Source organism: Sphingomonas sp. P2_B6, assembly GCF_056404755.1.
Genome location: NZ_JBFUDK010000018.1, coordinates 75,890 through 101,054, shown reverse-complemented (window position 1 = coordinate 101,054; position 25,165 = coordinate 75,890). Strand labels below are relative to the sequence as shown.

Here is a 25,165-nt window from a genome sequence, read left to right as displayed (position 1 = left end):
ATATTGATCTGAGGGCAGGTGCACGACGAGACCGTCGAGCTCTTCTGTGAGGACGATCTGGCACGCAAGGCGGCTATGGGCGTTCGGCTCGAACGCAAAGCGCAATGTGTTGCGCTCACGCGAGGACGCCGTGCCGGTCACAGCAGCCCAGGCCTCATCGACATAGACCTGGCAGGTCGCGCAACCGCCGTCCCCGCCGCACGCCGCCAGGATCCCCGGCACACCGTTCACGATCGCCGACTCCATCAGCGTGTGCCCCGCCACCCCGCTCACCGCGTGCTGAACTCCGTCATGCTCGATGTACACAACCCTGGGCACGACACTCTCCGGCGAACGACAGTCAATTTAGACAGGTTACCTGTTTAATACCGATGTGCAAGGGCTGGAGCCCTGGGGCAAAGGGGTGCCCGGCGCCGCGCCCGACATACCGCATGCCCTGCCTTTCCAACCACACAGCACAGCATTCCACCCCCGCGCAAAGCCGCGAAATCCTATCACATGGATGTAATCTATATTCCTATATATGAAAAATGTGTCGAAAACACTTGCCAGTCTACCTGTTCAGTCCTAGGGTTTGTCGAACCTTTGGGAGCAGCCTGCATGTACGCTGCGACCCGGAGCCGCGAGAAATTTTGAGAGGAGTAGTCATGCAGATCGGACTCGTGGAGGACTCTGAAACGCTGGATGCCAACGCACCCGATCGCCTCCGTAACGGGGCTCCCAATCGGGAGTTCAAGCGGCTCCTGATCGATGACGCGCCGGACGGTTTCAACTTCTGGTTTTTCCGGAGCGCTCACCGGGATGTCGGGGAGGATGGTTTCAAGGCTCCGCGCCACAACCACACCTTCCAGCAAATTCAGTTCATCGAGGAAGGCGAGCGTGACTGGGCGCCCGGGCAGTTCATTACCGAGGGTATGCTCGCCTACATGCCGCGAGGCGCCTATTACGGCCCACAGCATGTCGTATCGCCCGTGACCGCATGGGGTTTTCAGTACGGCTTTGGCGGTGAGCTTCAGAGAGGCGACTTCTGGGAGTCGCATCGCGCCGCTGCCCTCGAGAGCCTCAAGGCCCGCGGAAAGATCGAGAACGGCCTTTTCATCGAGACCGATCCCGCCACGGGCAAGGTGACGACCCGCGACGCGATGGATGCGCTGTATGACGAGCGCTATTTCATGGTGAAGGGCGAGCATCTGGTGATCCCGCCGGCGCGATACGAAATGCCGATCATCATGAAGCCCGAGAACTTCACCTATTATGAGGCCGGGCCGGGCGTGGAGGTCAAGCAACTGGGACGGTTCTTCGACCAGGACGGTCCCAACGGCGATGTCAGCATGGCCGTCGTGCGCCTCTCCGGCGGCGTCTATCCGCTGCGGGCGGATCGGCCGCAGGTCGCGTGGACGCTGTCCGCTGGCCTGGAGGTCGAGGGTCGCACGCTCCCGGAACGGGCCTCGGTCTACAGCCCGCGCGGCGAAGACGGCGAGATCAGCGGGAAGGATGGCCTCGAGGTCTTCGTGGTCGAATTCCCGCGTCTGGACTGACGGGGGATCGGTTGGCGTGACGACGCGGTCCCCTGGTCTCTTTCGCGAGCGCCGGCGTCCGGGGGACTGGTTCGAAGGCGCCGCCAGACATCGCTGACCTCCAGGCGACCCCGCCGGCCGTTTCGGGGTTCGCCTTGGTCCGGATCGCAACGTCGAGCGACGTTGGGCAATCCGCCGCCGTGCCTTGTCCGGCGGCCTGGTGTCCCGCGGCCACGCAAAATCACAGGAGAGCAACGTGCAGAATGATTTTGGAGCCTGGCAACTCCCCGACGAATACCAGCAGCTCAAGGACGTGATGCGCCGTTTCATGGATACGGACGTAAAGCCGGTGGAGGACAAGCTCCCGCACGACGCGTACAAAGTCCCCAGGGAGATGCTGGCGCCGCTGCAGGAGAAGGCCCGCAGCCTTGGCTTGTGGTGTTTCCGGACGCCGGCCGAATATGGCGGGGCCGGCCTGAACCTGCTTGGTCAGGCGATCGTGGCGGAGGAGGCGGCGCGCTGCCGGATGGGATGCTATGTCTGGGCGGCGGGTGCCCTTGGCAGTGATCCCCCCAACGTCATCTGGATGGGCAGTCCCGAACAGATCGAGCGCTTTGCCAAACCTACGATCGGAGGAAAGGGCGGCGCCTTTGTTGCCATCAGCGAACCATCCGGGGGCTCCGATCCCGGGCGCGCGATCCAGTGTCGCGCGGAGCGCAAGGGAGACCGTTATGTCATCAACGGAAGCAAGCTCTGGATCACCGACGCGGCCAACAAGAAATGGGGCATTCTCTTTGCGCGGACGGGCGAGCAAGGCAGCCGGGGCGGCATCAGCTGTTTCGCGATCGACGCGCACCTGAAGGGTATCACCTACCGCGAGGTCAAGGTGATCCGTTCCTATTCCCCCTATGAAATTCACTTTGAAGACGTCGAGATCCCCGCCGACTCCCTTATCGGCGAAGAGGGCAAGGGTTTTCAGGTCGCCGAGAAATGGCTGATCGACGCGCGCATATCCTATGCCGCCAATGTGCTTGGCACCGCCCAGGCAGCGCTTGAACTCGCCATCGACTGGGTGCGTCAGCGCCAGGTCTTCGGGTCGCGACTGTCCGACAAGCAATCGATTCAGTGGATGCTTGCCGACAGCGAGATGGAAATCCGTGCCGCCCGGCTGCTCGTCTACGAGGCCGCCTGGCTCGGCGACATGGGGCGCAATTTCAAGGTGGAATCGTCGATCGCCAAGGTGGTTGCGACGGAAACCGCCGGACGTGTGGTGGATCGCTGCATCCAGATGTTCGGCGGCCTGGGCGTTTCCCAGGAAATGCCGCTCGAGCGCTGGTACCGCGAACTGCGGATCAAGCGCATCGGCGAGGGGCCATCGGAGGTGCACCGCATGGTCGTCGCGCGGCATCTCCTTGGCGGGAGGGCTTGAGCCATGTCCATCGACTTTGATCTGAACGATGACGGCATCGCGGTCATCACCATCAATCGCCCGGACCGGCTCAACGCGATGGACGCCGAGCATTATGCCGGCCTGTCGGCAGCCTGGACCCGGGTTCGGGACGATGACGACGTGCGGGTCGCCATCATCACGGGCGCCGGTGAGAAATCCTTCTCGGTCGGCGCCGACATCAAGTCGTTCCTGCAACGGAAGATCACGTTCGCGGACACGTGGAAGACGCAGACGGACATGCTGCTCAATCGCGGCCTCGAGGTGTGGAAGCCCGTTATCGCCGCGGTCAATGGTTATGCGCTCGGCGGCGGGGTCACCCTGATGCTGGCCACCGACATCCGCGTCGCGTGCGCCGGCGCGACGTTCAATGTCGCCGAGGTAAAGCGGGGCGTGATTGCCGGAAATGGTGGAACCCAGCGGCTTGTCCGGCAGCTGCCCTATGCGATTGCGATGGAGCTGCTCCTGACCGGCGACACCATCACCGCCGCCCAGGCCGAGCGTTGGGGGTTGATCAACCAGGTCGTGCCGACCGCCGCTGACGTCCTTCCGGCCGCAATGGCTTATGCCAGGCGCATCGCGGAGAATGCGCCGCTGGCCGTTCAGGCCACCAAGGAACTGGCCATCCGGAGCGGCAGTCTTCCCCTTGCCGAGGGCATTCGCATGGAAATGCTGGCGAACCGCATGCTCACCTATACCGAGGATGCCGCGGAAGGCCCGGCGGCCTTCAAGGAAAAACGCAAACCCGCTTTCAAGGGGCGGTAGGTGGCCCGTCATCCGCTCAGCGAGAAGATCGTCATCGCCGGCGTGGGCACCACGCAGTTCGGCTCACTGCCGGGCCGCACGACTGTCTCCATGATCGTCGAGGCGGCGGCCGGGGCGTTGCAAGATGCCGGTATCGAAAAGGATCTGGTCGACGCGGTTCTCGTAAAGCCGCCGACCTCCAATCCGGAGATGATGTTTCAGGTCGGTGTGTCGGAAGCTCTCGGCCTGCAGCCGAAACTGAACCCGAACTGGAATCAGGGCGGCGCCGCCAACATCGCGATGATCAGTTATGCGGCGTTGTCGATCGAGGCGGGGCTGTGCGACGTCGCCCTTCTGTGTTTCGCGGACAATGCCAAAAGTGCCAGCAGCACCGCCTATAGCAAGGCCAGGGGTAATGACGCGGTGTTCGGGCTGTTCGGAACGCTCGGCAAATATGGGATGATCGCAAGGCGCCATATCGAACAATATGGCACTTCGTACGACCATCTCGGCGCGATCGCTATCGCGTCCCGTCGCCATGGCAGCGAAAATCCGAACGCGCAGCTTCGCAAGCCCCTGACGCTGGATGAGTATCGCGCATCCAGGCCAATCGTGGCGCCCTTTCGCCGCGAGGACGTTTGCCTGGTCAGCGATGGCGGCGCGGCGATCGTGGTCATGAGCGCCAGGCGTGCCAGGGAGCTGAAGGTGAGCCGTCCGGTGCCGATCCTTGGCTTCGGGCAGGGCCAGACGGCCTGGGAGCCCTATTTGAGGCCCGATCTCACAACCACCCAGGCCGTCGTCTCGGCAAGGACTGCCTTCGAGATGGCGGGCATGTCGCCGGGCGATATCGACATCGCCCAGCTTTACGACTGTTTCACGATCGTCCCGATCATGACCCTTGAGGATTACGGCTTCTGCAAGAAAGGGGAGGGTGGCCCGTTCGCCGCCGGCGGCCGGCTCGAGATCGACGGCGATCTGCCCATGAATACTGCGGGCGGTCTGCTCTCCGAGACCGGCATGCCGGGGATGCAGCTCATCATTGAAGGCGTTCGCCAGATGCGCGGTGAGGCCAATCTCCAGGCAAAGCGGGCGCGCAACTGCATCATCAGCAACCAGGGCGGTATCATGCAGACCCATAGTACCCTGATCCTCGGAGAGAGGCTGTGACCGGTGTCCCGGAGACGTCGCTGCCGGCGCCCGATGACAGCCCGCTCTGGGCGCCGTTCTGGGAGGCCACCAAGGCAGGACATTTATTGTTCATGCGGTGTCCGCACTGCAGCAATCCTTTTCTTCCGGCGCGGCGTGAGTGCCCCAACTGCCTGCTGCCCGGGGCTGAATGGGAGCGGGCATCGGGCGACGCGCGCCTGATCAGCTGGGTCGTCTATCATCGCGCGCCCAACGCCGCGTTCGCCGGCCGCGTGCCCTATACCGTTGCGATCGTCGAGCTCGACGAGGGCCCGCGCATGACGACCAACATCGTCGACATGGACGACCCGGAGTCCCTGCACATCGAGCAGCGGCTTCGCCTGCGCATCGAGCAGGAAGCCGATCTGGCGGTCCCCAGGTTCGCGCCTGCCTGACCGCTCCCCCCAATCACGGAAGTAATATTGTGTCATCTGAGACAAGCGATGTTGAGAACAAACCCCTGGCCGGGGTTCGCGTCATTGATTTCGGCCAGCATTATCAGGGGCCTTATGCCGCGTTCCTGATGGCGAAGGCGGGCGCGGACGTCATCAAGGTCGAGCCGCTCACGGGCGAGGCGTCGCGAAACCGCATCAAGGTCAACAAAGGGGCCTCGCTTCCGTTTGAAATGCTCAACGCCAACAAGCGATGCGTGACCCTGAACCTCAAGGCCGAGGCGGGAAAGGCGCTGCTCAAGCGCATGGTCCGCAAGTCGGACGTTCTCCTCGAGAATTTCGCGCCCGGCGTGATGGACCGGCTCGGCGTGGGCTGGTCGGTCCTGCGCGAGATCAATCCCGAACTCGTTTACGCCTCCGCCACGGGCTATGGCCTTGATGGTCCGGACCGCGACAATCTTGCCATGGATCTCACCATCCAGGCGATTTCCGGCATCATGGCATCGACCGGCTTCGCCGACAGCCCACCGGTCAAGGCCGGGCCGGCGGTCGCCGACTTCCTGGGTGGCACGCATCTCTATGCGGGTATCATGACGGCGCTTTTCGAGCGGTCCCGGACCGGCAAGGGGCGCCTTGTCGAAGTTGCGATGGAGGAGACGGTCTATCCCACGCTCGCGTCATCGCTCGGTCTTCAGTATGAACTTGGCGATGCCGCGACGGTGCGGACCGGTAACCGGCATAGCGGTCTCTCGGTCACGCCCTATAATGTCTATCGGGCTGCGGACGGTTTCGTGGCAATCATTTGCGTCGGCAATTTCCACTGGCCCAATCTTCTTGTCGCGATGGGACGGGAGGATCTGAAGGACGATCCCCGCTACGAGACGCAGGCGACGCGTTCGCAACGCATCGATGAGGTTGATGCCCTCGTTGAGGCCTGGACCTCGCGGCTTACCCGCCAGGAGATCGTCGAGATCACCAAGGCCCACAAGGTGCCCTCGGCCGCGGTGCGCGACGTCCATGAGGTCGTGAGCGACCCTCATATGCACGCGCGCGGCATGCTCGAATGGGTCGACAATCCGCGGCTTGGTCGCGTCGTCATGCCCGGCAGCCCGCTTCGGATCCATGGTGCCGACAAGGTCCCGTACCAGGCCATCGGGGAACTCGGCGCGCAGAATGACGAGATTTACGGCGACTGGCTGGGCGTGCCGAAGGAGGAGATCGCGGCCTATCGGCGCGACGGTGTCATCTGATCGGCAACCGGTCCGAAGGACGCGCGCGCCTGCCCGTCATGACACCGGAAAATTCCAAATATTGCTTCCAACCATCTGACGTTAGCGGAGAAGTCCAGTGAACGAGCTGACCGGGAAATCGATGAAGGTACATCAGGCGATCGCTCGCGCGCTGACCGACAATGGCGTCGATACGATGTTCGGCCTTTGTGGCGACGCCAACATGTTCATGGTCGACAGCTTTGTTCATGATTGCGGCGGGACCTTTGTGTCCAGTTCGCATGAAGTTGGCGCCGCGCTGATGGCGCTGGGCTATGCCTCGACCGCGGACAAGGTCGGAATCTGCAGCGTCACCTTCGGCCCGGCGATGACGAACACGGTCACCGCGCTGGTCGAAGCGGTCAAGGGGCAAATTCCGATGGTCGTCATCGCTGGCGATACCAACAAGGAAGAGCGCGAAATCAACCAGAACCTAGCCCAGCGCGATATCGCCGTCTCGACCGGCGCGGGGTTTGAGCAGGTGCGTTCACCCAGGACCGCAGTGGAGGATGTCGCCAGGGCGCTGCGGCGGGCGATGGTCGAATATCGGCCCATCGTGCTGAACGTGCCGTTCGAATTCGACTGGGCCGAGATCGAATATCAGCCGGTCCGGGCCTATGTCCCCGACGGTCGGGCGGTCATTGGCGCAAGCGCGGATCTCGACAACGCGATCGGCATCATAGCCTCTGCCAGGAGGCCTGTGATTGTCGCCGGGCGCGGCGCGACGTCGCCCGAGGCCAGAGCCGCGCTGTTGAGGCTCGCCGCGCGGATCGAGGCACCGGTAGCGACCACGATCAAGGCCAAGGATCTGTTTCGGGGTGAGGCCTATAATCTGGGTCTGTGCGGCACCTTCAGCACCCCGGTCGGGGTCGAAATCCTGATGGAGAGCGACTGCATCATCACCTTCGGCGCAAGCCTGACGATGTTCACGACCTCGATGGGCACCTTCCGGAAGGGCAAGAGGATCATCCAGGTCAATCTGGAGCTGGCCGAGATCGGGAAGAACTTTGTGCCGGATGCCGGACTGGTCGGCGATCCGGCGGGGACAGCCGACATCATCGTGAAATGGCTCGACGAGGCGGAGATCCCACCGTCCGGCTGGTATTCCGAAGACCTCAGGAACCGGATCGCCTCCTATGTTCCCGAGCCGAACGCGCAGGGCGACTATGACAATGGGACGATCGATATCCGGAACGCGATGCTGCGCCTGGACGCGGAGCTGCCGGCCGATCGCGTGCTGGTGACCGACAAGGGCCGTTTCATGATCCATGCCTGGCCGCTGCTGAGCGTGCCCGATCCGAAATCCTTCCTGCCATCGGGGCATATCGGCTCAATCGGCATGGGCTTCGCTTATGCGGTCGGGGCGGCTTTCGCCGCACCCGGACGCCCGATCATCTGTGTGTTGGGAGACGGCGGCTTCATGCACGGCGGCCTGGCCGAATATAATACGGCGGTCAGGTATAAGCTGGATGTGATCACCATCGTCTGCAACGACAGCGCGTACGGGGCCGAAATTTCCAAGTTCGAAGACAAATACCAGGACCGGGAGATGGATCCCGAGACGATCGCCTTCGACTGGCCGGATTTTGCGCCTGTCGCGATCGCCCTTGGGGGTGAGGGCGTCACCGTCAGATCGCAAGCGGACCTGACCATCGCCATGGAGGCGGTCAGGGATCGTAGCCGACCGCTGCTGATCGACCTCAAGCTGGATCCGGCGCGAATACGTCTCTAGCTGGCGCTGCCCTGAATGTTGGCCGATCGAGGCAGGAGCAGGTCTGCCACAACGCTCTGAGCCGAAGTCGTCTCAGGTCTTTCCGGGATGCGCGCGTCTCAGCGCGTGTTTTCGGTTGGGAAAAATTTCTCGCAACCGCACCATATTTTCGCTGCATGGTTCCCCTGCAATCGACTTTGCGGTAGCCTTGGTCATGCGAGAGACCTTGGCAAAGCCTGTCAGCACGCACCCCGGTCTCGCGGTCAGGGCGGCGCGGGTCGAGCAGGGCCTCACGCTCAGGGCGCTGGCGGCGCGGCTCGACATGCCCTTCTCGACTCTGTCGAAGCTCGAAAATGGCAAGATGGCGATGACCTACGACAAGCTGGCACGGCTTGCCCAGGGCCTCGGGGTCGATCTTGGCAGCCTGATCGCCTGCGCCCCGCCGGCCGAGCAGGCACCCCCGGCGGTCGGGCGCCGCAGCGTGTCGCGCGCGGACGATCGGCCCAAGGTGCCCTCCGAGCGCCATACCCATCACTATCCCGCAGCAGAGTTGCTCGGGAAAATGATGGTCCCGATCGTCATCGAGGTGAAGGCGCGCAGCGTCGACGAGATGGGCGGCCTCGTCCGCCATTCGGGCGAGGAATATCTCTACGTTCTCTCCGGCGCGATGGAGCTTCATTCCGACCTCTATGCGCCGCTGCGGCTCGGCCCCGGCGACTCGGTCTATTTCGACAGCGGCATGGCGCATGCCTATGTCTGGGCGGGCGATGTGCCCTGCCGTGTGCTCTCGGTATGTGCCGGCGTGGGGATACAGATTTTCGCACAATCGGCACAACGCACGTGGAATCTCCTGGCGAACGCCGATCCAGGACCTGTCGCCGCGAATGATATTTCTCATATCGAAACGTGACCGCATCCCCGTGAGGTGAGCGGCCATGACGATGATCTGCAGCGCGTGTCATGGCGTCGCCTGCTGGCCGCAGTGACGCAACGAGGCCCGACGTGCCGCGTTACCGCGCATCGCGCGAACCGCTCCATGCCATCCATCTCGACGACGTTTCAGGAACAGGAGCTATCGTTGAATCGCTGCGAGCTGCTCTTTCCTGCGACGTCCCGACGGGACGTCAGGAACGTCGACAGATAGCCTCTCGCTGAGGCGAGCCTCTACTTTGCGACGTGGAACGCCTTCAGGTCGGGAATGCCGGAGGCTTTCACGATCTCGCCGCCACGGAACTCGAGCAGCGGCAACCCGGCCAGGGCGTTCACGAACGTATATTGGGTCGGCATGTCTTCCCAGCGCGACTGGCGAAATTCGAACCGGCCGGCGCCGGCTTTCTTCTCCAGGACGGTCGGCCGCGAAGCGGGGCTCGCATGGCCGACGACGATGTCGTCAATATCCGGTTGGTCCCACTGACCGGTCCGCGTCTGATACCGATGCAGGATGTAGACGCCACTGTGACTATAGGCGCCTGGTGCGGGGTTGTTGTCGCTGTCGGGATAGGTTGCGAGGTCCAGATGGAGGAAGGGAAAGCCTTCCCAGCTCGCGGAGCACTCCCAGCGTCCATCGATCTCCCGGGGATCCGGGATATCGGCAAACAGCTTGGGCATGCCGAGCTCATCGCGCCCGGTCAGGATGGGATCGGCCTTGTTTTCCCACAGACACAGGCTGAAATCGCCATGAACCGTCTCTTCTTCACCTTCGAAGATCACCTTGGTGAAGACGTTGACGAAATTGTAGCCGCGGCCAGCGAGCCAGCCAAGGTTTCTCAGCTGGGTGACCGCTACGGAAACCACCGGTTCCCCCGCCAGCCGGCAGCGTGGGGGAAGATATTGCGACAATTTCGTCGCGTCGGTCAGGGCGTGAACCGCAATCCGGGTTGCGTCAGCAACATAGGTGAGATGCGCCTTGCTACGCGGCATGTTTCGGGGACCGGAGGCGCGGCCAAGCAGGACCGGCATGCGGCGCATATCTTCGAGTTCTTCGACGTCGGTGCCGGTGCCGTCGCTGTGGATCTGGGTCATGATCTATCCTCTTTCTGCGTTCGATTTCTTGCTCAGCAAAGCGTGCGGCTCGTCCGGTGTCCGGTCAGTCCGCTGTCCAGCCGCCATCGATAACCATGGAGGTCCCGGTCATCAGGGCGGACGCGTCACCCGCGAGAAACACCACCGCCCCCATGACGTCCTCAATCTGGCCCAGGCGGCCGAGCTTGATCCTGGCGAGGACGTTGTCGAGGAAGGTCTTGTCCTCGAAAAACGGGCGCGTCATCGGCGTTTCGATAAAGGTCGGGGCGATGGTGTTGGAGCGAATGCCATGGGGCGCCAGGTCCAGCGCCATCGCCTTGCTGAGCCCCTCGATCCCCCATTTGGAGGCGCAGTAAAGCGTGCGGCGGGCACCGCCCACATGACCCATTTGGGAAGACATATGGATGATGGACCCGCGCCGGCTGCCGGCGATCATGCGCCCGGCGGCGGCCTGGGCGACAAAGAAGGCAGCGCGCAGGTTGAGATCGATCACGGCGTCATAATCATCTTCGGTGACGTCGATAAAGGGCTTCGGACGATTGGTCCCGGCGTTGTTGACGAGGATGTCGAACGGATCGAGCAGCGCGAAGGCTGCCCTTGTCGCGCCGACATCGTTCACATCGAGGGTCAGGCGCTCGGCCGAGCCGCCCTTGGCCCTAAGCGCCGAAGCAACGGCCTCGGTTTCCTCGATCGAGCGGGCGCACAGGACGACATGGGCGCCGGCCTCGGCCAGAGCAGCCGCGCAGGCAAGGCCGAGGCCGCGCCCGGCGCCGGTCACCACGGCGCGCTTGCCGTCCAGCCGGAACGAAGGTGTGCGCGGCGTCGGCTGCATCAGTGCGTCTATTCAGCGGCGACGCGCGGCGCAGCCGCGCCGGCATAGGGGACGTCGAGATGACCGTAGCGGCGCACGCGGATGTTGGCCTGTTCGCCATGCCCGGCAAAGCCCTCCAAAGCGCATAGCCGCGAGCAATATTCGCCAACCAGCGCGCTGGCGTCGTCGGTCAGCACCTTTTGATAGGTACAGGTCTTGATGAACTTCCCGACCCACAAGCCGCCCGTATATCGGGCGGCCTTTTTCGTCGGCAGGGTGTGATTGGTCCCGATCACCTTGTCGCCATAGGAGACATTTGTCCGGGCTCCGAGAAAGAGGGCGCCGTAATTGCGCATGTTGTTCAGGAAATAGTCGGGGTCGCGCGCCATCACCTGCACATGCTCCGACGCGATGTCGTCAGCGATGCGCACCATCTCCGCATCATCCTCGGCCAGGATTACCTGGCCAAAAGTCTCCCAGGCGCGGCGCGCGATATCGGCGGTGGGCAGGATCGTCAGCAGCCGCTCGACCTCTTTCATCGTGTCCAGGGCCAGCTTCCGCGAAGTGGTGAGCAGCACGGCCGGGCTGTCAGGGCCATGTTCGGCCTGTCCCAGGAGATCGGTCGCGCACAGCTCCCCATCAACCGTGTCGTCGGCGATCACGAGGGTCTCGGTCGGGCCAGCGAACAGGTCGATACCGACGCGGCCGAACAATTGACGCTTGGCCTCGGCGACAAAGGCGTTGCCTGGACCCACGAGCATGTCGACCGGCTTCATGCTCTGTGTGCCGATCGCCATCGCGGCGACCGCCTGAATGCCGCCCAGGCACCAGATCTCGTCCGCGCCGGCCATTGCCTGAGCGGCGACGATGGCGGGGGCGGGCTTTCCGTGGAACGGCGGCGCGCATGTCACCACCCTCGGCACGCCGGCCACTTTGGCCGTGATGACTGACATATGGGCCGAGGCGAGGAGAGGGTATTTGCCGCCGGGCACATAACAGCCGGCCGCGTTCACCGGGATATTCCTGTGACCGAGCACGACGCCCGGGAGCGTCTCGACCTCGATGTCCTTGATGGAGTCGCGCTGGAGCCGGGCGAAATTGCGCACCTGCGTCTGTGCGAACTCGATATCGTGGATATCCTGACGGGAAAGCTGGCCGATGCACTCGGCGATCTCCGCGTCCGAAAGGCGATAATCGTCGCGCTCCCAGCGATCGAACCTTATCGACAGCTCGCGCACCGCCTCGTCGCCCCGTGCGGTGATGTCGGCCAGGATGCCCTCGACGGTATCGCGCACGCTTCGATCGCTCGCTGCCACCAGGTCTGCGTCGGCGCCACGCTTTAGCCATTCAGCCATTCATAGAACTCCATCTTGATGCGTAATAGTGGCCGGCGCCCGGGTGCTTGGGGAAATCCGGGCTTCTTGCTGCCGGCTGCTCGGTGAAGCCGGAGCGATCACGAACGCCGGGACCCCGGCGGGTGCCACGCGCCAGCGTCCGGGTGCGTGCCTCCGGCGCGATCATGGATTTCGATCGGTCGCCGGGAGGGTTCTTTGCGAGATCGCCATCCATTGACCCTCGACAAGTCGCCAGACGCGCACGTAGCGAAGGAAGAGAAAGGGCTTGTCGTCGCGGACCAGGTCGGCATCGCCGCGCGTGATGGCGATATCATCATGGATTTCGACGATCGTATCGATCAGTCGACGCAGTGCCGGATCCTTGCTGCCGGCGACGAAGTCGACATATTCCTGTTTCGTCTGGGTCAGACCCTTGGAATGGGTGTAGCGAAAATCGTCATTGAGATAGCCGGCGAGCGCGGCAGCGTCAGAGCGCGAGACGCATTCGTCGATGGCGAGGTTTCGTTCTGTCAGCGCCTTTTCCTGTGCTGCCAAATCCATCATGGTCATCCTTGAGTGCGACGGTGGAAAGGGAGGTGGCCTTTCCAGGATCCCGAAATATGCCGAGCCAGGCTGACGCCCGGCGCCGGCGCGGTCAGACGTTCAGCCACACCGACTTGGTGTACAGATACTCGTCGAGGTGACGGCGCCCGCCCTTGGCGCCGTAGCCGCTCATCTTGAAGCCTTCCGAGGTCACCGCCGGCTCGGTCACGCCATAGCAATTGATCCAGACCATGCCGGACCTGATGGCCTTGGCCGTGCGGTGGGCAGTGCTGACATCTCGCGTCCACACCGCGGCGCCCAGGCCGTAGGTCGTGTCGTTGGCCAGCCGGATCGCTTCTTCGGGCGTATCGAACGGGATGACCGACACGACGGGGCCAAAGATCTCCTCGCGCGCGATCCTCATGTCATTCGAGACGCCGGCGAGCACGGTGGGCGGCATGAAATAGCCATCAGCCAGGTCGTCCTGCAGCCGCTCTCCACCCGAGACCACGATGGCGCCTTCCTCCCTGGCAATATCCACATAGCCACTGACGGTCGCCAGCTGCCTGGCCGAGATCAGGGGGCCGAGATCGACATCGTGGCCGAGCCCGTTTCCGACCTTCAGCGTCTTGCCGAACGCTGCCATTCCCTCGACGACCCGATCGTACACCGGGCGCTGCACAAGGACCCGGCTTCCCGCAAAGCAGATCTGGCCGCTGTTGTTGAAACAGCCCCGCGCAGCGCCGGGTATAGCGGCGTCCAGATCGGCATCGGCGAAGATGATGTCGGGAGACTTGCCGCCCAGTTCGACGGCCACCCGCTTCATGTTTGTCGCGGCAGCCTGGAGAATCGTGCGGCCCGTGGCGGTAGAGCCGGTAAAGGCGATCTTGTCGACACCGGGATGCTCGGCGAGGCGTGCACCGGCGGTTCGGCCCTTGCCTGTGACGATGTTGACGACCCCGTCGGGAAGCCCCGCCTCTTGCATCAGGGCGGCCAGGCGCAAGGCTGACAGGGGGGCGTCCTCGGCCGGCTTCAGCACCAGGGTGCATCCCGTCGCCAGGGTGGGGCAGATACTCCAGAGCTGGGAGATCATCGGGCTGTTCCACGGGATGATCCCGCCCACGACCCCGATCGGATCCTTGAGGGAGAAACTGAACATGTCGCCGGGAACCGAATTGCGAACGGTCTCGCCATAAATCCCGACAGCCTGGGCGGCATAAAACCGGAACGCCTGCAGCATGAAGCGCTTTCTCAGGCGCACGCTTGAAAGCGGCGCGCCGGTATCCAGCGTCTCCAGCAGGCCCAGTTCTTCGAAATCACGCTCGATCAGGTCGGCGATCGCGAGCATTAGGGTCTGGCGGTCATAGGGCTTGAAGCTGCTCCATGGCCCCTCGAACGCAGTGCGCGCCGCTTCCACAGCCAGGTCGATGTCTTCCGCATCACCTTCTGCCGCCGTCGCGATGCGCTGGCCCGTCGCCGGATTCAGGACATCGAAAGTGCGCCCGCTACGCGCCTCAAGCCATTTGCCGCCGATGAAGAGGCGTTTTGGCTGGTCGGTCAGAAAGGGGTGGTCCGCTCGGGACGATGCTTGAACCGCTTGCATGTTTTCCTCTGCCCTCAGCTGTGGTGAGCTTGCCCGCCCGACCATTGAAACAGGACATGACTTTACACTTAGAAAACTTCTTTGCACAGTCTTGAAAAACTTTCGGCGGTTTTGTAAGCCGAGGCAGCGATCGAATCACGGTGGCGGTCGGGTTGTGACGCCCCCGCTCACCATTGGCGGCGCCAGATTCGGGCGCCTGTGCTGTGGTCGAATTAATCAGAAGCGACGTCAGGATCCGCTGACAGAGCCAAAATGGGGGACAGATGCCCGATACCCTTTGCGAGTCCGTACCAGCCGCGCTTCTCCACAAGGAGATTACGGCGCTGGGTCTGAAACATGTCCTGACGGTGCCGGACACCGCCCAGAAGACCTTCATGGCATCGCTCCGCGACGACCCGGCGATCACGACGCACACCTTTTCGACAGAGCATGAGGTCATTGCGTGCAATGCCGGCATGTGGATCGGCGGGATGGACGCGCTTGTGCTGATCCAGAACACGGGCTTTTTCGCGGGCGTCAACGCACTGCGCGGGATCGCGATCGACCGGAAAATCCCGACGTTCCTGGTCATCGGCCAATTCGCGCACGATGTTACCGTGCCGGTGGAAGAAGATCCCAACACCGCGGTCCGCCTCATCAAGCCCGTGCTCGAGGCGATGGAGGTTCCCTATTTCATCGTCGACCGGCCGTCCGATGTGGGGGCCTTGCCCAGGGCCTACGCCCAGAGCCGCGCAGAGCGTCGGCCCGTGGTCTGCCTGCTGACCGCACCCACGGCGTAAGAGGAAATATTCCAATGAAACGCATGGAAGTTTTGAAACTGCTGCTCGACGTGAAGAGCGACGGCGTGAGCATCGCGACGATGCAGGCGATTCCGGACTGGTACGAGATCGGCGGCGGTCCGCACATGCATCTCGACAACCAGGGTTGTATGGGTGGTTCGTCAGCGACCGGACTCGGCATCGCGATTGCCCAGCCCGACCGTCGCGTGATCATCATTGATGGCGATGGCAGTCTCTGCATGCAGCTTGGCAGCCTTGTCAGCATCGCCAGCGAGGCACCGAAGAACTTCTTCCACTTCGTCCTCGTCAATGGCATCTACGAGACCTCGGGGGCTCAACCCATCCCGGCCGAAGACAAGGTGGATTTCGCCGCTCTGGCGCTCGGGGCTGGATACCCCCACGCTTTCACCTTCGACGATTATGGAGCGTTCGCGCGCGAGATCCCGGCGATCATGGCGATGGAAGGGCCTGTCCTCGTGGCGCTGAAGGTCGATCAGGAGCCGGCCGACAAGGGGGTGCCCGCGCGCCCGCATGACTGGGCCGACGCTCTGCGGCAGTCCCTCAGCGACGTTGCGTAACCAGGCGTCCCGGCCCCCCTCCAGCCCGCCGGGGAAAAAGGCTTCCTTGCGCGGGGAGGGCGTCCGGACCACCAGCGCGCCTGCGGAACCGATTCTCGATCCAGACCGCCCGATTGTCGATGCGCATCACCATCTCTGGGCACGCGAGGACCGTCCGTCCTATCTGCTGGAAGACCTGCGCGGCGATACCGACTCAGGTCACAGGATCGAAAAGACGGTCTTTGTCGAATGCCTGAGCGGCTATCGCCGCCACGGCCCTGAGCCGATGCGCTGTGTTGGCGAAACCGAACTGGTGCGCTCGATCGCGGAAGGCGCTGGCCAGGGCGGCCATTCCCGTATCGCCGCTATCGTCGGCGCGGCGGATCTGCGGCAGGGGGAGGTCGTCGAGGAGGTCCTCGCTGCCCATATCGACGCCGGCGGCGGCCTTTTTCGCGGACTGCGGCATGCCGCAAACTGGGACGCCGCGAACCTCACGCTCAGATCACACCATAAGGCGCCGCCGCATCTTTATCTCAATGCCGATTTCAGGGCTGGTTTTGCTCGTCTCGCGCCCCTGGGTTTGAGCTTCGATGCGTTGCTCTATCATTCGCAGATACCGGATCTGACCGATCTCGCCCGCGCCTTTCCGGAAACGAGTATCGTGTTGAATCATCTCGGCGGGCCGCTTGGCATCGGCTCCTATGCCGGCCGTCGTCCACAGGTATTCGCCGACTGGCGCCGCGACATTGCGTCCCTCGCTCAATTGCCGAACGTGTTCATCAAGCTGGGCGGGATGGCCATGCCCTTCAATGGCTATGGCTGGCATGAAGCGCAGTTGCCGCCGAGCTCGATGGACTTCGTCAACGCGCAGGGGGATTTCTACCGCGCTGCCATTGACCTCTTCTCGCCGGCGCGCTGCATGTTCGAGAGCAATTACCCGGTCGAAAAGGCAAGCCTGCCTTACGCCACGATCTGGAACGCCTTCAAAATCATCGCTGCGCCCTTCAACGAGGACGAAAAGGACCAGCTGTTTCGCGCCACGGCGACGCGCTTTTACAGATTGGGCGAATAGGGATCGCTGTTCCGTTATCTGGTGAACGCCAATGCCGCGGCAGGCGATTTTCGCCCCTTTATTATCAGGAAGACTGTTGAATTTTCGGGCGGACCGATATAGGTGAAGATCAGGGGCGACGGTTTGACCTTCCGCCTCGCCGGCCGCGGACTAGCCCGCCGGACCAACCATATAGAGGCTGCTTCATGTCTGATCTTTTTGAGCCGCTCTCCCTCGCTCACGGACCGGCCATGAAGAATCGCTTCATGCTCGCCCCGATGACCAATCAGCAGAGTCATGCCGACGGACGGCTCTCCGATGAGGAGTTTGACTGGCTGACCTACCGCGCCGAAGGAGACTTCGGTCTGGTGACCACCTGCGCCACCCTGGTTCACCCGAGCGGGCAGGTCTGGCCGGGGCAGCTCGGCGTCTTTTCCGACGATCATATCCCCGGACTCTCGCGCCTGGCCGCGGGGATCAAGCGCTGGGGGGGCGTGTCGGCGCTGCAACTTCATCATGGGGGCGCCAGTGCCGTGCCATCGCTGATCGGCGAGGCGCCGCGCGCGCCTTCCGAGAAAGCCGACAAGGGCGCGCGAGCGATGACCACCGGCGAGGTCGAGGCGTTGGTCGAGGATTTCGTCTCGGCCGCGGTGCGCGCGGAACAGGCTGGTTTCGATGGTGTCGAAATTCATGGCGCGCATAGTTACATCCTCTGCGCGTTCCTGAGCCCGGAGAATAATCGGCGTACTGACCGCTATGGCGGCTCGCCCGAGAACCGCGCCCGGATCATCTTCGACATCATTGAGGGAGTGCGCGCCCGCACCGGTCCCGACTTCCAGCTCGGTCTGCGTCTTTCGACGGAGCGGAACGGCCTGCGCTTTGCCGAGCAGCGCGAGGTTGCCCGCCGCGCCTTTGCATCGGGCGATGTCGATTATCTCGATATGTCGCTTTGGGACGTGTTCAAGGAGCCGGATGATCCGGACTTTGCCGGTAAATCGCTGATCGACTGGTTCGCGGACCTGCCGCGTGGCAAGGCCCGCCTGGGGGCGGCCGGCAAACTGACAAGTGCTGATGCCGTACGCCAGTTGCTCGACCGCGGAGCCGATTTCGCGGTTATCGGGCGGGCGGCGATCCTGCACCACGACTTCCCGCGCAAGACGGCCGCGGACCCCGATTTCCGCGCCATCGCACTCCCCGCCACATCCGAGCATTTGCGGAACGAGAGACTGAGCCCGCCCTTCATCACCTATGTGGGCACCAACTGGCCCGGGTTCGTGGTGCAGGACGACCTTACCGCTGCGATGGCATAAGCTGACCCGTCTGGTCGGACAGAATGGCGGGAGCCCGCTGTTGAGGTTGCCGCCTCTCGCGCCGGACGACCCGGGAATTCCGCATCAGAAATTCGGGCAGATCTGGCGGGCGAGCAGTCGATTACTCGAAGGGCGAGCGCGCCCTGCCTGAAGGGCGGCGCACCTCTTCACCCCTATTCACACAACGCACTCTTGGAGGGAGATTACCTTGCCTATCACCACACTCGACCCGCAGACCGCGCTTATCGCGATCGACCTTCAGATGGCGATCGCCGCATCGTTCAACGAGGCCGATGCGTTGAGGGACGTTGTTGCGAACACCAATCGCCTCGCCCATGCCTTTCGGGCGAAGGGGTTGCCGGTCGTGCTCGTCGTTGCTGCCGGGCGGGCACCGGGAAGGACCGATCAGCCGCGTCGGGGGCCGGCCACCCTGCCGCCCGGCGGAACGGATATCGTGCCCGACCTGATCCAGGCGGAGACAGATATTCATTTCACCAAATACACCCCCGGGGCGTTCGCGAAAACCGGACTGGAGGACAAGCTCAGAGACCTTGGGGTTACCCAGGTGGTCATCGTCGGGGTTGCCACCAGCGGGGGCGTCGATGCCACGGCACGGCAGGCCTATGAGCTTGGCTTCAACGTCACGCTGCCGACCGACGCCATGAGAGACGGCGGGCCGGAGACTCATGCGGAGACCGTGACGAAAGTTTTCCCCCGAATTGCCGAAGTCGGCACGACTGCCGATGTCCTCGCGCAACTCGCGCAGGGCGTTTGATCCGCCGCACGACTATTCCCGCATGCCTGTGTGCGACAGCGCTCTTCAATCCTGAACAGTTTGCGGGAGGTGGGGACGCGCTCGCTCGATCGCATCCCTGACCGGAAAGCCGCTTTCATTCGTCATCCTTCCCGTCGCTGCGCCGGCCATGCCCCGTGAAACCGCGGTGGCATGAGCCGGCTTGCGCTGAAAAAACATGGGAAGCCAGTTTGTGCTTTGCGCTCTTGAGAAAAAATGCTTTATATATGTGAAGCTTTTTCCATGCCCTCGCGACAGGGCGGGCGAAAGCTGACGTAAGACATAAGGCAATCGAACGCGCCACCAGATCGCGCGATTGCCGACCACTATGCAGGTTGGCAAAAAAGGCTTTGGGAGACGGTAATTGAAAACGGGTGCGCGGGTCCTTCTGGCTCTCTGGGTTCTAGGACTCGTCAACTATCTCGACCGTGTCGTGATGAGCTTCGCCGGCCCGTCAATCATGGCAGCCTTCTCGATGTCGCCCGCGGCATTCGGCGTGGTGCTGTCTTCCTTCAGCATCGGCTATATGCTGGCACAGATTCCTGGAGGCCTGCTGGCCGACAGGTTCGGGGCAAAAGCGCTTCTTGTTGCAGGGCCCCTGGCATGGGGCCTGTTCACCGGCGCCACGGGCCTTGTCAGCACCGTGGCCGGTTTCGTGATCGTCCGCTTTCTGTTCGGCGTGTCGGAAGGGCTGTCCCAGCCGTCAAATTACAAGATTATCGGTGGCGTGTTCAGACCGGAACACCGCTCGCGCGCGCTGGCAATTTGCACATCGGCGACGCCGCTGGCGCCGTTGCTCGCCGGGGTGGTCGTCGGCAAGCTCATTGGCGCCTTCAGCTGGCAGACAGCGTTCTTCATCATGGCCGTGCTGTCGGTGCTGGTCGCCCTGCTCAACTATCAATTGCTTCCGGCGAAAATGCCACTTGAACCGGTCATCGATGATAAGAGGCCTGAAAAACCTTCCTTCCGGAAAGTCCTGACGACGCCGGGTCTCTTGCTGATTTGCCTCGTGGCGTTCACCTGCAACATCCCCTATTGGGGATTCCTTGGCTGGATGCCCAGTTATCTCGCGATGGCAAGACATATTGACCTGGCGAAGTCGGGTCATCTTGCCAGTATCCCTTTTTTCGTCGGCTTCTTTGGCCTCGTGATCGGCGGCTGGCTGGGCGGCGGGCTTTTCCGACGTCACTGTCCCGAACTCCTCGCGCTTTTGTGGATGGGCCAGGGAGTCGGGCTCATACTTGCCTATCAGGCGGACAGCCTGACACTCTCGCTCGTTGGTCTCTCGATTGCCGCGTTTGGGCTGTTTGGCGGGACCGCCCCGCTCGGCAAGGTCATCCTCGACCTGGCGCCCGAAAGGGGCCGCGGGGCTTTTGTCGGGGTCTACAACACGGTCGGCCATCTCGGGGGTGCAGCGGCGCCGGCAGCGATCGGCGGCCTGGTCAAGCTGACCGGGTCGTTCGCCGCCGGGTTTGGCTTGATGGTCGTTGGCATCATCATCGCTGCTCTGTGCATGATGCTCATCGCGGCACAGCAGCGACGAATCATGAATGCCGTAGCGGCCTGACGCCGCAGCTTTTCGACCTTGATGCCGGACCGTGGTTGTTGTGCCCGCGAAGGTGCAACCTGGCGGCAAGAAGAGCAGTGCCCGGAATATCCGGCGAGACCTTGACCGGCGATTTGCGTGCATTGACCTCAAACACGCTGTTGCGGCGATCGAGGGAGATCAGGGGTTTGCCGGCCGTATGACAGCTTGATCAACCAGACCCTGCACCTCCACCGGTGTCTTCCCGAGCACTTCGCGGAGAATCTCCTCCGAATGCTCGCCCAGCCGAGGCGGGCGCAGCCGGATGCCACAGCGCTCGCCATCGAAACGATAGGGCGATGCGAGGACATGTACCGCGCCGGCATCGGGATGCTGTTGCAGTGTTATCAGGCCCGATGACCTCGCCCGCGCGGAGGTCAGCGCCTCCCCGAGCTTCAGGACTTCACCGCATGGGATGCCGTTTGCGGCCAGGCGGGCGAGCAGATCATGGCGGGAAAGCCTTGCAAGAACGTCCTCGAGCAGCGGCAACAGCGTGCCGCGATGTTCCGATCGACTCTGATTGGTGGCAAATCTGGGATCCGTCGCCAGGTCGGGGCGCTCGATGACGGCCTCGCAGAAGCGCGCATATTGACCGTCATTTCCGATCGCCAGGACAAGGGGGCCGTCCTGCGCGTCGAAGACGCCATAAGGCACGATCGAAGAATGGCCGTTGCCATAGCGCAGGGGCTCCTCTCCCGTGAGCAAGGCCTCAAGCCCGGCATAGGCGGTCAGGGTCAGGCCGCAGTCGAAAAGCGCAAGCTGGATATGCCGGCCCTTGCCGGTGCGGCCCCGCTCAATAAGGGCGGCCATGATCGCCTGGGCCGCATACATGCCGGTGAACATATCGACGACCGCGGTGCCGAATTTGAGCGGCGGCTGATCCTTCTCCCCGTTGATCGCCATCAGGCCGGCTTCACCCTGGATCACCAGGTCATAGCCGAGGCGAGACGCTTCTTCTCCTGCCGGGTCGTAACCGCTGATCGACAAATAGATCAGGCCCGGGTTCAGCGCGCTCAGCCTGTTATAAGCGAGCCCGAGCTTGTCGGCGCCGCCGGCCTTGAAGTTCTCGATGACGATGTCGCTTCTGGCGGCGATCGCGACGGCAATCTCCTGACCCGCCTTTTGCTCCAGATCGAGCGTCAGGGACTTTTTGTTGCGATTGAAGGCGTTGTAATAGGTCGTCTCGGACTTGCCGACGCGCAGACCCCATTTACGGGTGTCATCACCGCGCAAAGGGTGCTCGACCTTGACGACCTCCGCGCCGAGATCCCCCAGAATGGCACCGCACAGGGGACCTGCAAGGACACGCGTCAGATCCAGCACCTTGATACCGGACAGCGGGGCAGGGGGAGGCGACATCATGCGGCGCGCGCCTGGCGGGATCTGGAAATGTCGACCGATCCGGCGTGTCGGCGATTTCGGGGCAATCGAAACAAGTTCACATTTCCTGTCTATGAATAATATTTACACATATGTGCTTGTAGCGTGGATGCGCGCTTGGTACGACCGGCGTCAAGATGCAAGTGTTGCCTGAGCCACGAATGCGATCATGCGGGCGAGGATCGCGTGGCAGAAAGCCGTGCCTTGCGGTCCACCCGGCCGGGCGAGGGGGCACTCGCGACCGGGCGGTGATTGCAGCCGGCACTCCGCGCAAGACCTTGGCGACACCATCCCTCGTCCCGGCGTGCCGGGCAGCGTCCGCGCGGTCGCGGCTTGCCGTCACGGTGGCACGGACAAGATGCGCCATGTTCGACACGCGTGCCGCCGATGAGACGCGGCGCGGAACGACAATCTTCTAGGGGAATACAGAACGTGGCAGATGCACCGAGATTTCAATGGGACGATGCTTTTCAGATCGATGACCAGCTGACGCAGGAAGAGCGCCAGATCCGGGACACGGCGCGGCACTATGCGCAGTCCAGATTGGCGCCCCGCATTGTCGCCGCCTATGCTGCGGAAAAGACGGATCCGGACATTTTTCGGGAGATGGGCGGCCTTGGCCTGCTGGGCGTCACACTGCCCGAGGAATTCGGATGCGCCAACGCCTCCTACGTCGCGTACGGGCTGGTCGCGCGCGAGATCGAGCGGATCGATTCCGGCTATCGCTCGATGATGAGCGTCCAGTCGTCGCTCGTGATGTATCCGCTGTTCGCCTATGGCTCTGACGAGCAGCGGCACAAATATCTCCCCAGGCTGGCGACGGGCGAATGGATCGGCTGTTTCGGGCTGACCGAGCCGGACGCCGGGTCCGATCCCAACAGCATGCGGACACGCGCCCATAAGGTTGCCGGCGGCTATCGGCTCAACGGGGCCAAAACCTGGATCTCGAATGCGCCCATCGCCGACGTCTTCATCGTCTGGGCAAAGTCCGAGGCCCATGACGGGGCGCTCCGGGGTTTCGTGCTCGACAAGGGCATGAAAGGCCTCTCGGCGCCCAAGATCGAGGGGAAGCTGTCGCTGCGTGCGTCGATCACGGGCGAAATCGTGCTTGATGACGTGGAGGTTCCCGAAGATGCCATACTGCCCGGCGTTGTCGGTCTGAAAGGCCCCTTTGGCTGCCTCAACAGGGCGCGCTACGGTATCTCCTGGGGAACCATGGGAGCCGCGGAAGCCTGTTTTCATGCAGCGCGGCAATATACGCTCGACCGCAAGCAGTTCGGCCGCCCGCTTGCCGCAACGCAACTCGTCCAGAAGAAGCTGGCGGACATGGAAACCGAAATCGCGCTGGGTCTTCAGGCATCGCTTCGGGTCGGACGTCTGTTCGACGAAGGCCGTATGGCGCCGGAGATGATCTCGATCGTCAAGCGCAACAATTGCGAGAAGGCGCTTTCGATCGCGCGGCTTGCCCGCGACATGCACGGCGGCAATGGCATTTCCGGCGAGTTTCCGGTCATGCGCCACATGGTCAACCTCGAAACGGTCAACACCTATGAGGGAACGAGCGACATCCACGCGCTCATCATCGGGCGCGCGATCACCGGGATCCCGGCGTTCTGATGCGTGGATGGGCCAAGGCGTGCGATCTGCAGAAACTGGCCCGGCACTATGTGGCCGGCACCAACAACGCCAATGAACCCGGCGCAACGCGAAGCGGAGAAATTACATGACGACGGACTTTGCGGGGCAGGTGGCACTCGTGATTGGCGGGGCCTCCGGCATGGGGAAGGCCACCGCGCGCATTCTCGCCGGTCGCGGCGCCCGGGTCATCATCGCGGATCATGATGAAGCCGCAACGGTGCGCGAGGCGAAAGCGATGGCAGAGGAGGGCCTCGCGGTCGTGGGGCGCGCGCTGGATGCCCGATCCTCGACCGATCGCGCTGCCCTGTTCGCGTTCATCGAGGCAAACCACGGTGGTCTCAACATCTTGTTCAATACCATCGGGACCCGCGGCCCCAGGGGGGTCGAGGTCGATGAAACCACCTATGACGATACGTTCGATCTGAACGTCAAGGCGCACTATTATTCGGTGGTCGACGCCTTGCCGCTCCTGCGCGCGGGCGCGCCGAAAGCGTCCGTGACCCTGATGTCGTCCGGCGCGGGGCTCAGTTACTCGGGACGTTCTCCGCTCTATTCGATTACAAAGGCGGCCGTGATCATGATGGCGCGCACAATGGCCCGGGACCTCGGACCTTCCGGAATACGGGTCAACGCCCTTTGTCCCGGTGCCGTCGACACGCCGTTCGCCGGCGGGGAGCCCGACCCGGAGAAGCGCGCCGAGGGCCTGGCGGCGTTCGCCCAGACGATTCCGCTCAGGCGTGTCGCCAGCGCTGATGATGTCGGCCAGGTCGTAGCCTTCCTGGCGTCCGATGCCGGCTCCTATCTCACCGGACTGGCCATCCCCGTTGATGGCGGGGCGCTCGCCTAGACGGTTGCGAGCCCGCGCGAACGCCCCTCCGGCGCCCCGCTGCGAACCGTTCTGCCCGGCCGACCGATCACCTCCCGCTCCGCTGCTCGGGAGAAAATTTCGAGTTGAAACTTGTCAGTTTACCTGTTGAATTGTACAGGTGCCTCAGCCCGGACGGACGAGCCGATATGCGCGGTCGTGTCGGCCGATTTTCCAGCCTTCCAGCAACGCAGGATAGAGAGACGATATGTACGGCCTGATCATCAGATTTCGTGCGAAACCCGGCAAGCGCGATGAGTTTATCGACGTGTTGAGCGCGGGATATCAAAACATGGAAGGCTGCCACAGCTATATTTTTGCTGTGGACCCCGCTGACGAGGACCTGATCTGGGCCACGCAGATCTGGGAGAGCCACGAGGCGCATGATCTGGCCATCAACAGGCCGGACGTGCGGGCATGTATCAACGACGTCAAGGCGAGAGATCTCTTGATAGAGCGGGAGCTGCGCGTCGTTGTAACGCCGGTCGCCGGCCAGGGATTGTTCAATGATGGAGCCTGGCGACCGGAGCGGTCGTAAAGCGGGCGCAATCTGATCGTGCAATGCTCATGGCGGTCAAGGGTGTCCAGGACCGGCCATTTGAGTGCCCGGCGGGACGTCGCTGCCGATCC

General features: G+C 63.0%; 24 protein-coding genes. 17 read left to right on the top strand and 7 right to left on the bottom strand.

Annotated features, from left to right (window positions below; all coding sequences use genetic code 11):
- Positions 1-306: 2Fe-2S iron-sulfur cluster-binding protein (locus AC1DX5_RS20705; protein ID WP_478017199.1), on the bottom strand; the 306-nt coding region annotated here is incomplete at its 3' end.
- A gap of 341 nt (positions 307-647) precedes the next feature.
- On the opposite strand from AC1DX5_RS20705, the gene AC1DX5_RS20700 reads away from it, so the two are divergent.
- The 8 genes from AC1DX5_RS20700 to AC1DX5_RS20665 all read left to right on the top strand — a co-directional run bounded on the left by AC1DX5_RS20700 (position 648) and on the right by AC1DX5_RS20665 (position 9,174).
- On the top strand, positions 648-1,538 hold the full coding sequence (locus AC1DX5_RS20700; RefSeq protein WP_478017196.1) for a hypothetical protein: 891 nt from the start codon (positions 648-650) through the stop codon (positions 1,536-1,538).
- Between the two features lie 184 nt (positions 1,539-1,722).
- A complete protein-coding gene (locus tag AC1DX5_RS20695; protein WP_478017195.1) occupies positions 1,723-2,946 on the top strand; it encodes an acyl-CoA dehydrogenase family protein in 1,224 nt (407 codons plus the stop codon).
- 3 nt (positions 2,947-2,949) lie between these two features.
- Entirely contained in the window at positions 2,950-3,729 is a 780-nt protein-coding gene (locus AC1DX5_RS20690; RefSeq protein ID WP_478017194.1) for an enoyl-CoA hydratase/isomerase family protein, read from the top strand.
- 42 nt (positions 3,730-3,771) lie between these two features.
- Entirely contained in the window at positions 3,772-4,875 is a 1,104-nt protein-coding gene (locus AC1DX5_RS20685) for a thiolase family protein (RefSeq protein WP_478017193.1), read from the top strand.
- Positions 4,872-5,288, top strand: a complete 417-nt coding sequence (locus AC1DX5_RS20680; RefSeq protein WP_478017192.1) for a Zn-ribbon domain-containing OB-fold protein — start codon at positions 4,872-4,874, stop codon at positions 5,286-5,288. The genes AC1DX5_RS20685 and AC1DX5_RS20680 overlap by 4 nt, the downstream gene beginning before the upstream one ends.
- Before the next feature lie 29 nt (positions 5,289-5,317).
- Positions 5,318-6,535, top strand: a complete 1,218-nt coding sequence (locus tag AC1DX5_RS20675) for a CaiB/BaiF CoA transferase family protein (protein WP_478017191.1) — start codon at positions 5,318-5,320, stop codon at positions 6,533-6,535.
- 97 nt (positions 6,536-6,632) lie between these two features.
- Positions 6,633-8,285: a thiamine pyrophosphate-binding protein gene (locus AC1DX5_RS20670; protein ID WP_478017190.1), complete on the top strand. Its 1,653-nt coding sequence runs from the start codon at positions 6,633-6,635 to the stop codon at positions 8,283-8,285.
- 205 nt (positions 8,286-8,490) lie between these two features.
- Complete coding sequence (locus tag AC1DX5_RS20665; protein WP_478017189.1) at positions 8,491-9,174, top strand: helix-turn-helix domain-containing protein; 684 nt, start codon at positions 8,491-8,493, stop codon at positions 9,172-9,174.
- Positions 9,175-9,428: 254 nt separating this feature from the next.
- On the opposite strand, the gene AC1DX5_RS20660 is transcribed toward AC1DX5_RS20665, so the two are convergent.
- The 5 genes from AC1DX5_RS20660 to AC1DX5_RS20640 form a co-directional block, all read right to left on the bottom strand.
- Positions 9,429-10,286: an acetoacetate decarboxylase family protein gene (locus AC1DX5_RS20660; protein WP_478017188.1), complete on the bottom strand. Its 858-nt coding sequence runs from the start codon at positions 10,284-10,286 to the stop codon at positions 9,429-9,431.
- 64 nt (positions 10,287-10,350) lie between these two features.
- On the bottom strand, positions 10,351-11,118 hold the full coding sequence (locus AC1DX5_RS20655; protein WP_478017187.1) for an SDR family NAD(P)-dependent oxidoreductase: 768 nt from the start codon (positions 11,116-11,118) through the stop codon (positions 10,351-10,353).
- Positions 11,119-11,126: 8 nt separating this feature from the next.
- The gene (hisD, locus tag AC1DX5_RS20650) at positions 11,127-12,452 is read right to left on the bottom strand and encodes a histidinol dehydrogenase (protein ID WP_478017186.1); all 1,326 of its coding nucleotides are present in this window, start codon (positions 12,450-12,452) and stop codon (positions 11,127-11,129) included.
- Positions 12,453-12,614: 162 nt separating this feature from the next.
- Entirely contained in the window at positions 12,615-12,995 is a 381-nt protein-coding gene (locus tag AC1DX5_RS20645) for a nuclear transport factor 2 family protein (protein ID WP_478017185.1), read from the bottom strand.
- 91 nt (positions 12,996-13,086) lie between these two features.
- Positions 13,087-14,577, bottom strand: coding sequence for an aldehyde dehydrogenase family protein (locus AC1DX5_RS20640; protein WP_478017184.1), 1,491 nt, complete (start codon positions 14,575-14,577; stop codon positions 13,087-13,089).
- 263 nt (positions 14,578-14,840) lie between these two features.
- Here AC1DX5_RS20640 and AC1DX5_RS20635 point away from each other — a divergent pair, with 263 nt between their 5' ends.
- The 6 genes from AC1DX5_RS20635 to AC1DX5_RS20610 all read left to right on the top strand — a co-directional run bounded on the left by AC1DX5_RS20635 (position 14,841) and on the right by AC1DX5_RS20610 (position 20,634).
- Positions 14,841-15,356 carry a hypothetical protein gene (locus AC1DX5_RS20635; RefSeq protein WP_478017183.1) on the top strand — a complete coding sequence of 172 codons (516 nt, stop codon included), beginning with the start codon at positions 14,841-14,843 and terminating at the stop codon, positions 15,354-15,356.
- Between the two features lie 14 nt (positions 15,357-15,370).
- Positions 15,371-15,934: a thiamine pyrophosphate-dependent enzyme gene (locus tag AC1DX5_RS20630; RefSeq protein WP_478017182.1), complete on the top strand. Its 564-nt coding sequence runs from the start codon at positions 15,371-15,373 to the stop codon at positions 15,932-15,934.
- Positions 15,888-16,985: an amidohydrolase family protein gene (locus AC1DX5_RS20625; protein WP_478017181.1), complete on the top strand. Its 1,098-nt coding sequence runs from the start codon at positions 15,888-15,890 to the stop codon at positions 16,983-16,985. The genes AC1DX5_RS20630 and AC1DX5_RS20625 overlap by 47 nt, the downstream gene beginning before the upstream one ends.
- Positions 16,986-17,170: 185 nt before the next feature.
- Positions 17,171-18,274: an NADH:flavin oxidoreductase gene (locus AC1DX5_RS20620; RefSeq protein WP_478017180.1), complete on the top strand. Its 1,104-nt coding sequence runs from the start codon at positions 17,171-17,173 to the stop codon at positions 18,272-18,274.
- Between the two features lie 208 nt (positions 18,275-18,482).
- Positions 18,483-19,049 (top strand): cysteine hydrolase family protein, encoded by a 567-nt coding sequence (locus AC1DX5_RS20615; RefSeq protein ID WP_478017179.1) that lies wholly within the window; start codon positions 18,483-18,485, stop codon positions 19,047-19,049.
- Positions 19,050-19,431: 382 nt separating this feature from the next.
- A complete protein-coding gene (locus tag AC1DX5_RS20610; RefSeq protein ID WP_478017178.1) occupies positions 19,432-20,634 on the top strand; it encodes an MFS transporter in 1,203 nt (400 codons plus the stop codon).
- Positions 20,635-20,793: 159 nt separating this feature from the next.
- On the opposite strand, the gene AC1DX5_RS20605 is transcribed toward AC1DX5_RS20610, so the two are convergent.
- Positions 20,794-22,014 carry a CaiB/BaiF CoA transferase family protein gene (locus tag AC1DX5_RS20605; RefSeq protein WP_478017177.1) on the bottom strand — a complete coding sequence of 407 codons (1,221 nt, stop codon included), beginning with the start codon at positions 22,012-22,014 and terminating at the stop codon, positions 20,794-20,796.
- A 450-nt stretch (positions 22,015-22,464) separates the two neighbouring features.
- Between AC1DX5_RS20605 and AC1DX5_RS20600 the strand changes: the two genes are divergently transcribed.
- The 3 genes from AC1DX5_RS20600 to AC1DX5_RS20590 all read left to right on the top strand — a co-directional run bounded on the left by AC1DX5_RS20600 (position 22,465) and on the right by AC1DX5_RS20590 (position 25,073).
- Positions 22,465-23,649: an acyl-CoA dehydrogenase gene (locus AC1DX5_RS20600; protein WP_478017198.1), complete on the top strand. Its 1,185-nt coding sequence runs from the start codon at positions 22,465-22,467 to the stop codon at positions 23,647-23,649.
- 106 nt (positions 23,650-23,755) lie between these two features.
- Complete coding sequence (locus AC1DX5_RS20595) at positions 23,756-24,517, top strand: SDR family NAD(P)-dependent oxidoreductase (RefSeq protein WP_478017176.1); 762 nt, start codon at positions 23,756-23,758, stop codon at positions 24,515-24,517.
- 226 nt (positions 24,518-24,743) lie between these two features.
- Positions 24,744-25,073, top strand: a complete 330-nt coding sequence (locus AC1DX5_RS20590) for a putative quinol monooxygenase (RefSeq protein WP_478017175.1) — start codon at positions 24,744-24,746, stop codon at positions 25,071-25,073.
- The last annotated feature ends 92 nt before the right edge of the window (positions 25,074-25,165 follow it).

What these genes read in the sequence shown, in the direction of transcription:
- AC1DX5_RS20700 (WP_478017196.1), top strand. Translation starts at nt 648, where the DNA reads ATGCAGATCGGACTCGTGGAGGACTCTGAAACGCTGGATGCCAACGCA.
- AC1DX5_RS20690 (WP_478017194.1), top strand. Translation starts at nt 2,950, where the DNA reads ATGTCCATCGACTTTGATCTGAACGATGACGGCATCGCGGTCATCACC.
- AC1DX5_RS20660 (WP_478017188.1), bottom strand. Translation starts at nt 10,286, where the DNA reads ATGACCCAGATCCACAGCGACGGCACCGGCACCGACGTCGAAGAACTC.
- AC1DX5_RS20655 (WP_478017187.1), bottom strand. Translation starts at nt 11,118, where the DNA reads ATGCAGCCGACGCCGCGCACACCTTCGTTCCGGCTGGACGGCAAGCGC.
- hisD (WP_478017186.1), bottom strand. Translation starts at nt 12,452, where the DNA reads ATGGCTGAATGGCTAAAGCGTGGCGCCGACGCAGACCTGGTGGCAGCG.
- AC1DX5_RS20645 (WP_478017185.1), bottom strand. Translation starts at nt 12,995, where the DNA reads ATGATGGATTTGGCAGCACAGGAAAAGGCGCTGACAGAACGAAACCTC.
- AC1DX5_RS20640 (WP_478017184.1), bottom strand. Translation starts at nt 14,577, where the DNA reads ATGCAAGCGGTTCAAGCATCGTCCCGAGCGGACCACCCCTTTCTGACC.
- AC1DX5_RS20635 (WP_478017183.1), top strand. Translation starts at nt 14,841, where the DNA reads ATGCCCGATACCCTTTGCGAGTCCGTACCAGCCGCGCTTCTCCACAAG.
- AC1DX5_RS20630 (WP_478017182.1), top strand. Translation starts at nt 15,371, where the DNA reads ATGAAACGCATGGAAGTTTTGAAACTGCTGCTCGACGTGAAGAGCGAC.
- AC1DX5_RS20625 (WP_478017181.1), top strand. Translation starts at nt 15,888, where the DNA reads ATGACTGGGCCGACGCTCTGCGGCAGTCCCTCAGCGACGTTGCGTAAC.
- AC1DX5_RS20620 (WP_478017180.1), top strand. Translation starts at nt 17,171, where the DNA reads ATGTCTGATCTTTTTGAGCCGCTCTCCCTCGCTCACGGACCGGCCATG.
- AC1DX5_RS20605 (WP_478017177.1), bottom strand. Translation starts at nt 22,014, where the DNA reads ATGATGTCGCCTCCCCCTGCCCCGCTGTCCGGTATCAAGGTGCTGGAT.
- AC1DX5_RS20595 (WP_478017176.1), top strand. Translation starts at nt 23,756, where the DNA reads ATGACGACGGACTTTGCGGGGCAGGTGGCACTCGTGATTGGCGGGGCC.
- AC1DX5_RS20590 (WP_478017175.1), top strand. Translation starts at nt 24,744, where the DNA reads ATGTACGGCCTGATCATCAGATTTCGTGCGAAACCCGGCAAGCGCGAT.